The organism is Microcoleus sp. bin48.metabat.b7b8b9.023 (genome assembly GCF_013299185.1).
Classification (GTDB): domain Bacteria; phylum Cyanobacteriota; class Cyanobacteriia; order Cyanobacteriales; family Microcoleaceae; genus Microcoleus.
The window spans coordinates 36,752-48,248 of record NZ_JAAFKG010000029.1 but is presented as its reverse complement, the minus strand read 5'-3'; the positions used below and the strand labels follow the sequence as shown (position 1 = coordinate 48,248).

Sequence of the window (11,497 nt, the reverse complement as noted above, 5' to 3'; positions counted from 1 at the left end):
TTTTCTGCGGACTAAAGTCCTCACTACAAACCCCATAAGAAAATAGGTTTGTAGTGAGGACTTCAGTCCTTCTTTTTCTGCGGACTAAAGTCCTCACTACAAACCCCATAAGAAAATAGGTTTGTAGTGAGGACTTCAGTCCTTCTTTTCTGCGGACTAAAGTCCTCACTACAAACCCCATAAGAAAATAGGTTTGTAGTGAGGACTTCAGTCCTTCTTTTTCTGCGGACTAAAGTCCTCACTACAAACCCCATAAGAAAATAGGTTTGTAGTGAGGACTTCAGTCCTTCTTTTTCTGCGGACTAAAGTCCTCACTACAAACCGTTCAGGCAAAAATTCATCATTCAACTACTTGTTGCAAGCTGAAAGCTGAATTTTACAATTGCCTCCTTCCAGTTCGCTGCAAGCAGCGAGAGCTTGAGCTTCTGCTGCTGCTTTATCGCCGCCCCAGCCCGCACCTGCTCCTCCTTTGCCTACTGAGATCGCTCCACAATTATTGGTATTAGAGGTTAGCGCTTGACAATCGTTAGCCCCACCGCTTTGTTGATTGCAGGCGGCTACTGCTGCATCTAGCGCTTCTTTCTCTGTACCATGATCCCAACTAATACCGGTGGCGTCAGAAGTCGGAGAATAAGCAGTAGCTCCATGACTGTTCTGAGCTTTAGCTACTTGGGCAGAGCCAACAATAGAAAGTATCAGACTTGTCACTACTACTAACTTAAAACAGAGTTTTTGCAGCATATTCACTCGATATTTTTACAACGTTAACTTTGAATGCTTGTTTAATATTATATTCTGAATTTTATTGATGTCAAGATTGCTGGCAAATGTTTATATTTGCTTAATTTCTATGCAGATCGTGTAAAAACAAGTAAAATCACCAGAAAGAATTGGTTGAAAGCCTCTCCCCGATAGGGAGAAAATAAAATCAGACTATTCATTACTCCAATCCTCTTCCTTCTAGGTAAAGGTCGCTCTTAAACTGTCAACTGTCAACTGTCAACTGTCAACTGTCAACTGTTGAAGGAGGTCACTTCCATGGCAAACATCCGCAAAATCATCAGCAAACTCGCTGCCCAAGAAGGGGAACTGCTCGATACCCAATTCCTGGCTCCTTGCGTTCGAGGGGGAAGGGTGCGGACAAAGATAGGTGGCATGATTTATACTTTTCAGTTGCAGCAGCGCAACTTTGAAGGATGGGCGATTTTGGGGTCAATTAATGATAAAATTGCTGCTGTAGTTGAGGAACCGAGTTTGCCACAAATCGCCGAGTATTTGCAACTGCTTGTCCCGATTCGCTTGCAATTAGCTCGCGTGCTGCAAGGGCAAACTTGGCTGGCTTATCCTGTTAACGAGTCTGATGCTAAACAGCGCGTGGGTTTTGCTAAACCTGTACCTGTACATTTAGTGAGTGAAGGCTCCCAGTTCGAGCAGATTGTGGCGCGGTGGGACGGTAATTGTTTGTGGTTTGAAGAGATTGACAGGCGCGCCGATCCGCTGCTGTCCGAGCAGTTGAGATCAGCTTTAAAAAAGTTGATTTTGCCTCAAGATGTTCGCTTTAAAGGGATGACTCCAGAAATGCGAACTGTTTATGAATTGGTGACTAGAAATATTAAAGATTTCGCTCCGAAAGTCCGTGACGAACAGCGCTTGCAGCGGGCGTTGAAGATGGGCGGCGGCGAGTTGCGGGATTTTTCCGATCGCGCTGATTATTGGCTGGTTGAATGGACTAGCGGCAGTGGAGAACATCATAGTTCGGCGATCGCCAAAAATGACTTAACAGTTATGAGTGCTGGCATTTGTCTCAGCGGCTTGGACAATGATTTCGACTTGCAGTCATTAGTTGGAGTAGTCGAAAATCGATAAGCTTTACAGCATTTAATTTGTACGTCTGGGGCGGGCTAGGAGCATCGCCCCACAAGACTTTGAGTTTTTTACATTAAAATTTTTAATGCAGAATAGCTGAGCAATTCCCAATTCCCAACAGTCAACAGTCAACAGTCAACAGTCAACAGTCATGAGTATATTTTTTCACGAACAACTTTACAGAACTTCCGCAGTGATGTCGCTGGTTAAAAATTTCCCGGTAACGGTGTGCGGCGCGGGGGCTTTGGGTGCGAATATTGTAGAGAGTCTGGCGCGATCGGGCTTTTGCCAGTTAAGAGTCGTCGATCGCGATCGCATCGAAGAGCGCAACCTTTCCACTCAACCCTATTATCGATCGGACATCGGCGCATTCAAAGCCAAAATTCTCGCCAACAACCTGTACCGCGCTTTGTCTGTCAGCATTGACGCGCACTCAAAGGAATTGACACCCGCCAATGTCGATCGACTGCTTGCCAACAGCGCCGTTGCGATCGATACTTTTGATAACAGCGTCGGGCGCCAAGCAGTCAAAGATTACTGTGCGAGTGCCTCCATTCCCTGCGTGCACGTCGGATTAGCCGCCGATTACTCCGAAATAATTTGGAACCAACACTATCGGGTTCCGACCGCCGCCAATGATGACGTTTGCGATTACCCGCTGGCGAGAAACTTGGTAATGCTGACGGTTGCTGTTGCCTGCGAAGTAATTGTTACCTTTGCTGCAACCCAAGAGCAACAAAATTTAACTTGCACAATCAGAGATTTTGCAGTAAAGCCACTTATATTGTAGAATGTCTGTTGACTGTTGCTAGAAACCCGGTCAATCGAGATTGGACGCCTCCATCCCAGAAACCAGGTTTCTCACTCTCAAACAATTGTCAGTAGATTTTAGATTTTAGATTTTAGATTGACTCTCCGATTGCATCTGGGAACTCGAACAAAAGTCTAAAATTTTGATATAGTCCACTCCTGGTGTCGGTGGCTTTTACCCGTTTCTTGCGGGTCAAACTTGCAGAAAACGCTTAAGAAAATTAACAGGGAAAGTATGGTTGGATCGCAGACTTTTTATTATTTACTAGCAGTTCTCGGATTATTAGTTTTGACTGGCGCCAATGCAGCCACTTATTCTGGCAGCAGCAGCACAGCTTGCCACACTAATGATTGTCACGAACCAGAAGTCCGTTACCATAAAAGGGTTTTAAAACACGGATCGAGAGGGGAAGATGTGAGGAAACTGCAAAAATTGTTGAACGCCCGGGGTGTCTGCCCAGAACCGATCGCACTTGATGGCATCTTCGGTAGAACAACCCTAGATGCAGTGAAAATATTTCAGCGGCAAGAAAAACTTCCTGTAGACGGAATTGTGGGAGGCAAAACTTGGGACAGACTGTTTTCGAGTTAGTAAATTCAACTACCGGACAGCAAAAGTTCCTAAGTCACTCAATTTTAGATTTTAGATTTTAGATTTTAGATTTTAGATTTACTCAATAACAGATGAATCTGGAAGCTTAAACTCTACAATCTAATTTTTTTTCTCGACCCTCCATATCGTCGGAAAGCAAGTATCTGTGTTTGGATCGAGTCATTTTTGGCAATCATTAATCCCTGGAATTTGTAGTTGTACATTAAGTAGATTTTGTGCAACTACAGATACCTAAATTTCCATTAATAATCAATGCCTAACTAGATTGGTAATGAATGAAATTTTAGATTTTTGGTTTGGGCGATCGAACTCTCCAGAGTTTGGTAAAGTTCAAAAGAAGTGGTTTGAGAAAGATGCGGCTTTTGATACGGAAGTGCGATCGGGCTTTCTGGCAGAATACGAACGAGCAGCCTCGGGTCAACTCGACTTCTGGCAAAATACCCCAGAAAACTGCCTAGCATTGATCGTACTGCTCGATCAATTTCCGCGCAATATGTTTCGCGAAAATCCCCAAGCCTTCGCCACGGACAGCAAAGCCTTAGCCGCCGCCCAACACGCTGTTAACAATAACTTCGATCGCGAATTGTTGACTGTACAAAAGTGGTTTATCTACCTGCCTTTTGAACACAGCGAAAACTTAGAACACCAGCAAAAATCTGTGAAACTATTTCGCCAACTCAGCGGCGAACCTGACAGCGATTCAGTCATTGATTTTGCAGTGCGGCATTTTAAAATCATCGAGCGTTTTGGGAGATTTCCCCACCGCAATCAAATTCTCGGACGCGAAACAACCCCCGAAGAAGCAGAGTTTTTAAAACAACCAGGTTCGGGGTTTTAAAGTTTATCAATATTGGTTCGTAGTTAGATTGGTTCGTAGTGAGGACTTTAGTCCTTCTTTCTTGGCAAAAATTCGGAGGACTGAAGTCCTTACTACGAACCTGAAGACGGACTGAAGTCCTTACTACGAACCTGAAGACGGACTGAAGTCCTTACTACGAACTTACTAAGAAACTTATAAAACGTTATTTTACCACATACGATCTTGTCTTTAAAAAAACGTCCTTGCCCTTTGCTCACCGGGGATACTGCACCCGATAAATCCGGTTGTTCGCTTCCTCAGTAAACAACAAACTCCCATCAGGTAAAACCAGCAAACCAACAGGCCGCCCCCAAGTTTTCGGGCCCGACGGATCGGTGAGAAAACCAGTCAGAAAGTCCTCATAATAACCTTGAGGGCGTCCAGTCGCCGCATTAAAAGGTACAAACACAATTTTATAACCCGTTCCTGCATTCCGGTTCCAACTACCGCGAAACGCTACAAACGCCCCGTTCAGAAATCTTTTGGGAAACGTTTTCCCGTCGTAAAACTGAAGTCCCAAAGCTGCCGAATGTGCCTGAAACAGCACGTCTGGCATCAATGTTTTAGCCGCTAAATCAGGCCGATCGCTCTTTCCATTTTTGACGTGGCGCGGGTCGAGCAAATTTGGCTTAAAATAAGTGTATGGCCAGCCGTAAAACTCGCCTTGACGAATTCTGGTCAAGTAATCCGGCACCAAATCATCTCCCAAACCGTCGCGCTCGTTGACTGTCGTGTAGAGTTGATTGGTTTTTGGGTGAAAATCCAATCCCACCGGATTTCGCAAACCGGAAGCAAAGGTTTGCTGGTTTGTACCGTCCAAATTCATCACTTGCACCGACGCCCTGGGTAAGGGTTCGGAGTCGGCATTAGATTGGGAACCAACTGATACAAACAACTGGCGGTTGTTAGGAGAAGCGACAACATTTCGCGTCCAGTGTTGATTGTAGCCGCCGCCCGGTAAAGTGGCAATTTTTTCACCAGTACCTGTTAATTGTTCTTGTCCTCTTGTGTAGGGAAATCGGCGGACTTCATCGCTATTTCCTAGGAAGAAATAGCGATCGGCAAAAGCCATACCAAAGGGAATATTTAAGCCGTTTTGGGCGCTAGCAAAAGTCATGTTCACCTCAGCAACGCCATCACCGTTGGCATCCCTGAGCAGCCTAATCCGATTCTGCCGGGTTTCTGTTACCAAAACATCTCCTGTCGGCGTCAAAGCCAGCCATCGGGGAGCGTCTAAATTGTCAGCAAAAACGCTGACGACAAAGCCCGGAGGGACTTGCAGCACTGGCGATGGGGGAATCGGTACTACTTGAGGAGGTTTCGAGGCGCTTTGGGTGGCGAAAGGCTGCGGCAAAGCAGTTGCAACAATGCGGATCGGCTGCGGCGATAGCGGCTTGGTTGGTACAGTTTGATTGGTGCGGACATTTGTCAGCGGTGCAACGGAGGGAATTTGCGACAGGGGAGTTGGTGCGGGTACAGGAGTCGCTGTAGCATCGGTAGCTCGATCGCACGCAACCAGCGGTAACAGCAGAATTAGCAGCAAGAAACGCAGGTAATACATAGCAGCGATTTCTCAACAATTGCTGGACAATTCTCTTATTCTAACTGCTCTGAAAAAGCGAAGCCACCGCGCGCGCGGTGGCTTAATTCTGGTTAGAAATCTAGCTCTACCAAAGTCCTCTCACAGGAGGAGCTGGACGCGGAGCCGGAATCGGACGCGGAGCCGGAGCGGGAGCGGGACGGGGAACTGGGCGGGGAGCGGGAGCCGGACGCGGTGGCGGTTCAGGGGCCGGACGCGGTGCTGGAGCGGGGGGACGAACAACTGTGGTAGAGACTACTTTATAATCGGGGATCACGACGAGCCTTTCTACCTGATCTCCGGCTACGGTGGCTCTGACTTTCATTCCCGGTACCAGAGACGTAATTCTCAGGATACATCTTTGAATCCTGAGAGTCCTGTACGGCCCGCTTTCTGGGCTAATTGTTACTATGTCGCCGACAATATTTTTGACAAAACCAATAATGGTTTGAGCGTTGGCTGTTGTGGTGCTCTGCGTTTGGGCTATTTCAATTGGAGGGTTAGCCATCGCAGGATTCACTGAAACCGCCGATATTAGTACCGACAGGGTTGCACCTGTAAATAATTTGATCTTCTGAAGACGCATTGAAACCTCACATTAACTGCTATTCAGGGTCGGGCTTGCTTCCGCTGCGCGAAAGTCCCAACCTTTAAACCTAATCCAGTTTAATCCCCGGAGTAGTAAATTTAGGACAATCTCAAAAAAAGATTATCGAACAAGTTTTCAAAGACTGAATTATACATCAAAAGTTCCCCTGTTACAAGAAGTTCAGTGCTTCGAATCTCTAGAGTGTCGGCGTGATATATTGAGTTTGTTCGATCGACCGTTTCCGTTTTTTTGCGCCCCTCTAACTGTGGTGCCACGGGCGGCAAACTCTGCCAACAGACAGATTATGCTTGCCGGATGCAGCAGCGCCATAGTTTCAATTTGCGATCGCCAGTCTGCCACAGATAAAAAAATCAAATGAGTCGGAGGTAAAATTCAATCATTGACTTGCGCGATTTACCCATCAACCGGATTTGTTCGCGAAAATCTCTAGCCCAGCGCCACCATTAGCCGTATAAAATCCCGGTTTCTTTGATATTAGTGCTTCATTCAGTTGACAGTTGACAGTTGACAGTTGACAATTAATAGTTGACAGCAACCTCTGCCTGGAAGTCCGAGGATTGGAGTAATGAATCGTCTGATTTTAATTTCTCCCGCTCAAGGAGAAGCTTTCAACCAATTATTTCAGGTAAGTTTTTTGTTGAGTTAGATCGTATCCGTAAAATTACTGACAATAAAAAATATTGGTTTGTAGTGAGGACTTTAGTCCGCATCAAATTTCCTAAAATCGCATTCATCACTACAAACCTATCTTGTGACAGTTAGACAAGTTATAATTTGTAGAATTGAAACTCAAAACTGGGCAGGGCATTTACACAAAAAAAGCCATCTCTAAATTGTGGCTGTTCGGTGGAGTTTGCGGATAATTACATAGGAAATTTGTAGGAACTGCTGGTGAGGAGTTTAGCGAACAAAATAATGGTGAACAGCAAATTTTTATTTAACAACTTAATTGTGCTGAGTTTGAGCGCAGCGGCGCTGTCGGTTCCCCTCCAGCAGCAGGTAGCAGCCGAACAGGTGGCTAATTTGAGTAATAGGGCGATCGCCCAGCAGCCAAAATCCGATGTAAAATTGCCACATCTCGGAGTTCCCGAACTGCCACCATTAGGCGAACCGTCTCAGTATCTTCCCCAGGAACCAAACGCGCCGCAAAATGCCATTGAGGAAGTGCGTTTAGTGCTGAAATTGCGAGAACGCCGGGTCTATGTTTACCGCAAAAATAAGGTGCAAGCCAGTTTCCCGGTGGCTGTCGGTAAAGGCGGGTGGGAAACTCCCACGGGGAATTTTAAAATTACACACATGATTAAAGATCCAGTTTGGGAACATCCTTGGACTGGAGAACTTGTACCCGCAGGGCCGGACAATCCCCTGGGAAGCAGGTGGATCGGGTTTTGGACGGATGGTAAAAATGTGATTGGTTTTCACGGTACTCCGAATCCAGAGTCGATCGGGCGAGCGGCTTCTCACGGTTGTGTCAGAATGTTTGATAAAGATGCCCAAGCTTTATTTGAGAAAGTCGCAGTTGGCACTCCGGTAATAGTCGAACATTAGTTGTGTTCGAGTAGAAAAACATCAATTCCCGGCGATTGAAATCGCGGCTACAAAAACATCAATTCCCGGCGATTGAAATCGCCGAGTTTCAACAAAAACATCAATTCCCGGCGATTGAAATCGCGGCTATAAAAACATCAATTCCCGGCGATTGAAATCGCGGCTACAAAAACATCAATTCCCGGCGATTGAAATCGCGGCTACAAAAACAAAGTCCGCCTCCGCGGACTGAAGATTTTCTTAGTCCGCGGAGGCGGACATCGTTTGTGTAGTAGCGGTTTCAACCGCCGAGTTTCTGAAGATTTTCTTAGTCCGCGGAGGCGGACATCGTTTGTGTAGTAGCGGTTTCAACCGCCGAGTTTCTGAAGATTTTCTTAGTCCGCGGAGGCGGACATCGTTTGTGTAGTAGCGGTTTCAACCGCCGAGTTTCTGAAGATTTTCTTAGTCCGCGGAGGCGGACATCGTTTGTGTAGTAGCGGTTTCAACCGCCGAGTTTCTGAAGATTTTCTTAGTCCGCGGAGGCGGACATCGTTTGTGTAGTAGCGGTTTCAACCGCCGAGTTTCAACCGCCGAGTTTCAACCGTCGAGTAATTTTGATATCAAATAGATTGCTGGTATTTTTCCAACAATTCCGGAATATAATCGTAGCCATCAACACCAATTACTGGCATGATGCGGGATCGACTTTTGGCTAAAGACTGTTTAAAAGATTCCGCCCCCATTTGTCCGCGCAAAATAGTCAGCAAACCAGCCGATTGTCGCCATTCCATCGCCCCAATTTGCTCCAAAGTATACATCCCCAAACAGCCAGCAAAAATTGCTTGTTCTAGCTCATTTAGGCTGTAATAAGCTTGAGCTAAATAAGCTAAATTGAGACCTTGGAGATATAAGTCGCCGGAAAATTGAGCAGCTTGCCAACCTTTGACCAAATACTCGATCGCACCAGCAGCATTTTCCAGAGCAATTTTAGCAATACCGAGGCTGCTAGAGCAAAAAGCTTGACTTTGGCGATCGCCCAATTTCTCCGACAATAACAAACCTTGTTCCAAATAACTAATAGCGCTTTCGTAAACCTCCGGTTCCACCTCCTCCAACTGCCGCGCCTGGAACACCTCGCTGTAGCCCAAATTAGCCAGCGCGTTCGCCTCACCTTGCCGCTCTCCCGCCTGCCGTGCCATAATCAAAGCCCGTTGGCTGTAATTAATCGCTTCCTGATAATTTTTTTGAGCAACATAATTGCGGCTGATATGATTGAGATTAGCGACTTCGCAGGCTTTATCTCCTTCGGCGCGGGCAATTTCCAGGGATTGCTTGTGCAGTAAGATCGATCGTTCGTAAGCCCCAGCCGCCTGCATCGAATAACCCAAAAGCGTCAGAATCCGAGCCTTCGCTTGAGTACCTTCAACACGCCGCAGCGGTTCATCTAAATAATCCAAAGTATGCCGCAAAGCTTTACCATCAAACGAAGCAAAAATCCCGCCGTAAAGCGGAAAGTATTCCCGCTGAGAAAAAGTGCGTAAAATTTGCAAAGTCACCTGAAAACAAGCATTTGCCAACTGTTCGCCGCTCTTCGTAGAATTATTAAATCCACTAGCTAGCTGACTCCAAATTACCGAAAAAGTAATATAAGTAGAAATCGAAGCTTTTGTGGACACCTTGGAATCATAAACTTGCTTGTCGAACCATGTTACCAAAGCCCGTTGCAAACACTGCAAAATTATCGCCAATTCCAGCAGCGTACCTAATTCTACATTAGACTGCTTGGCTGCAAATTCAACGATAGAATCACCCCTGGCAATAGTCTGTAAAAGAGCATTAACAAAGGCACTATTAACTTTTTTAGCCCAAAAAGCCCAAGGCCCATTTTGTTCGGGACTGCCGGCGAATCCTAGCTGCTGCGGCTGATAAATCCAGCCGACGAGTTCCGGTTCCAAGCGCTGCCAAGATTCTAAACCTTTAGCAATCCCGGCTGTGATTTGCTGCAAATCTCGTTCGGTTTCGGGATTGGTAGTTTGCAGCATTTGTTGGTGAACAGATTTTGACAATTGCTGCAATTGATCGAGAGTCAGCGGATGTTCTTTATTGGGATCGATTATTTGCAATATTGCCAGGAGGCGGCCGTTAGATTCGGCGGCAAGGATTTGTTGGATGGAAGATGCGATTTCGCGATCGACGCGGTTATCCTTCTGCCAGCGTTCCCATTCTCCTTGGATAGTTTTGAGCGCTCTGAGGCTGCGATTTGCCTTGGCTTGTTTGATTTCGTCCTTTTCATTTCTGAGCAGGTTGTCAGTGGCATCTAAGCGTTCGCCGAAACAGCGTTCAAAGATTTCGCCGGTGCCGGTGCCAATGTCTTGCACCAACATTTGATATACTTGTTCTTTGGAGCGAATTTGACCTTTGAGGGTGATTTCGACAATTTTATCGATCAGTGCTAGGTAGCGATCGCGCAATGAAGTAGGTTCTGGCATAAGTTATTTTTAGTTAATAAATTTTTATGGGCAGTGCTAGCAGCATTTGACGCTAGTATTTCATCTTACAGTTTAAAAGAATGTTTGTAGTGAGGACTTTAGTCCTCAGCAGTGAAGGACTTTAGTCCTTACTACAAACTAATTTTACTGTCGGATGACAGAGCAAGTCCTATATTAAATTTTACAGTTCATCTGGATTAATGCCCATTACTCGGAGGCGATCGGCTAAACGATTGGCTCGCTCCCTTTCAGATTCAGCACGTTGCCTTTCAGATTCAGCACGTTGCCTTTCAGATTCAGCTTGCTGCCTTTCAATTTCAGCTTGCTGCCTTTCAAACTCAGCTCGTTGGCATTCCAATTCGGCTCGTTGGCTTTCCAATTGAGCTCGCTGTCTTGCAAATTCTTCAGGAGTCAGAATCAAATTCCCATTAATATCGTACCAGCGCAGCCACAACCTTTCATTTTGCAGAAAAGCGCCTTGCCACAAACCCAAACTTAACTGTATTTCCGGTATCCAGAATCGAGAACCTGTTAGCACTTGTTCGCGGTAACGGTTGCCAATCAAGCGAAATACTCTCAATTGATTGTTGTATTTGCTAAAAACAAAGTAATAGGGAATCCGCAAAATTCTCTCGTAAACCTGCCACTTAGTCGGCGGTTTGTTTGGTTCTGATTCTGTCAGCCCTAAATCTTCATCTTCCGTACTTGGTGATAGGAATTCGATCGCAATTAAAGGATTGACTGCTTCGTCCCAAATGACGTAACTTTGGCGCAAGTCTCTGTCTTGGTAAAATCTCGAAACGCCCACAACTAAATACCAATCGGGTCTTTTGTACCAATTGGGATGGTTAGAGTCGTAGTATAGATTGAGATCGCTGGCTGAAAATGTGCGATCGACTGGATAATTAGGGGGAATGCAGCTAGCAGACAAAAGTTGTGCTTGCCATCGATGATATTCGTCAAACCCAGTATCATCGGGGTCTTCACTAGGTAGATCGTACATCGTCGGCAACGCTTTTGCTTGGGAAGATTGCGAATCTGGTATGTACATGGTTATACAAATATCCCTGCGAGATGTGATATCAATTCCGATTGTACCGGAATGATTGTTGACTGCTGCATAGACTCCGATCCCCCCTAACCC

At 45.9% G+C, this 11,497-nt stretch carries 10 protein-coding genes; 5 read left to right on the top strand and 5 right to left on the bottom strand.

The genetic code is table 11. The features are described from left to right. Nucleotides 1-348: 348 nt before the first annotated feature. Nucleotides 349-741 (bottom strand): DUF4189 domain-containing protein, encoded by a 393-nt coding sequence (locus QZW82_RS17230; protein ID WP_293150271.1) that lies wholly within the window; start codon nt 739-741, stop codon nt 349-351. 297 nt (nt 742-1,038) lie between these two features. Here QZW82_RS17230 and QZW82_RS17225 point away from each other — a divergent pair, with 297 nt between their 5' ends. The 4 genes from QZW82_RS17225 to QZW82_RS17210 all read left to right on the top strand — a co-directional run bounded on the left by QZW82_RS17225 (nt 1,039) and on the right by QZW82_RS17210 (nt 4,127). Then, the gene (locus tag QZW82_RS17225; protein WP_293150269.1) at nt 1,039-1,866 is read left to right on the top strand and encodes a hypothetical protein; all 828 of its coding nucleotides are present in this window, start codon (nt 1,039-1,041) and stop codon (nt 1,864-1,866) included. Between the two features lie 151 nt (nt 1,867-2,017). Then, on the top strand, nt 2,018-2,656 hold the full coding sequence (locus tag QZW82_RS17220) for a ThiF family adenylyltransferase (protein ID WP_293150267.1): 639 nt from the start codon (nt 2,018-2,020) through the stop codon (nt 2,654-2,656). A gap of 255 nt (nt 2,657-2,911) precedes the next feature. Next, nucleotides 2,912-3,268: a peptidoglycan-binding domain-containing protein gene (locus QZW82_RS17215; protein WP_293150265.1), complete on the top strand. Its 357-nt coding sequence runs from the start codon at nt 2,912-2,914 to the stop codon at nt 3,266-3,268. Between the two features lie 292 nt (nt 3,269-3,560). After that, on the top strand, nt 3,561-4,127 hold the full coding sequence (locus tag QZW82_RS17210) for a DUF924 family protein (RefSeq protein WP_293150263.1): 567 nt from the start codon (nt 3,561-3,563) through the stop codon (nt 4,125-4,127). A gap of 235 nt (nt 4,128-4,362) precedes the next feature. Here QZW82_RS17210 and QZW82_RS17205 read toward each other — a convergent pair whose 3' ends face one another. Further along, on the bottom strand, nt 4,363-5,709 hold the full coding sequence (locus QZW82_RS17205) for a PQQ-dependent sugar dehydrogenase (RefSeq protein ID WP_293150261.1): 1,347 nt from the start codon (nt 5,707-5,709) through the stop codon (nt 4,363-4,365). A gap of 106 nt (nt 5,710-5,815) precedes the next feature. Continuing rightward, entirely contained in the window at nt 5,816-6,235 is a 420-nt protein-coding gene (locus QZW82_RS17200) for an autotransporter (protein WP_293150259.1), read from the bottom strand. Nucleotides 6,236-7,252: 1,017 nt separating this feature from the next. On the opposite strand from QZW82_RS17200, the gene QZW82_RS17195 reads away from it, so the two are divergent. Continuing rightward, nucleotides 7,253-7,885, top strand: coding sequence for a L,D-transpeptidase (locus tag QZW82_RS17195; RefSeq protein WP_293150257.1), 633 nt, complete (start codon nt 7,253-7,255; stop codon nt 7,883-7,885). A gap of 599 nt (nt 7,886-8,484) precedes the next feature. Here QZW82_RS17195 and QZW82_RS17190 read toward each other — a convergent pair. Beyond that, nucleotides 8,485-10,353, bottom strand: a complete 1,869-nt coding sequence (locus tag QZW82_RS17190) for a tetratricopeptide repeat protein (protein WP_293150255.1) — start codon at nt 10,351-10,353, stop codon at nt 8,485-8,487. Between the two features lie 181 nt (nt 10,354-10,534). Beyond that, nucleotides 10,535-11,404 carry a Uma2 family endonuclease gene (locus QZW82_RS17185; RefSeq protein ID WP_293150253.1) on the bottom strand — a complete coding sequence of 290 codons (870 nt, stop codon included), beginning with the start codon at nt 11,402-11,404 and terminating at the stop codon, nt 10,535-10,537. Nucleotides 11,405-11,497: the final 93 nt, after the last annotated feature.

Coding starts and splice junctions, on each gene's coding strand:
- QZW82_RS17230 (WP_293150271.1), bottom strand. CDS start 741: ATGCTGCAAAAACTCTGTTTTAAGTTAGTAGTAGTGACAAGTCTGATA.
- QZW82_RS17225 (WP_293150269.1), top strand. CDS start 1,039: ATGGCAAACATCCGCAAAATCATCAGCAAACTCGCTGCCCAAGAAGGG.
- QZW82_RS17220 (WP_293150267.1), top strand. CDS start 2,018: ATGAGTATATTTTTTCACGAACAACTTTACAGAACTTCCGCAGTGATG.
- QZW82_RS17215 (WP_293150265.1), top strand. CDS start 2,912: ATGGTTGGATCGCAGACTTTTTATTATTTACTAGCAGTTCTCGGATTA.
- QZW82_RS17210 (WP_293150263.1), top strand. CDS start 3,561: ATGAATGAAATTTTAGATTTTTGGTTTGGGCGATCGAACTCTCCAGAG.
- QZW82_RS17205 (WP_293150261.1), bottom strand. CDS start 5,709: ATGTATTACCTGCGTTTCTTGCTGCTAATTCTGCTGTTACCGCTGGTT.
- QZW82_RS17200 (WP_293150259.1), bottom strand. CDS start 6,235: ATGGCTAACCCTCCAATTGAAATAGCCCAAACGCAGAGCACCACAACA.
- QZW82_RS17195 (WP_293150257.1), top strand. CDS start 7,253: ATGGTGAACAGCAAATTTTTATTTAACAACTTAATTGTGCTGAGTTTG.
- QZW82_RS17190 (WP_293150255.1), bottom strand. CDS start 10,353: ATGCCAGAACCTACTTCATTGCGCGATCGCTACCTAGCACTGATCGAT.
- QZW82_RS17185 (WP_293150253.1), bottom strand. CDS start 11,404: ATGTACATACCAGATTCGCAATCTTCCCAAGCAAAAGCGTTGCCGACG.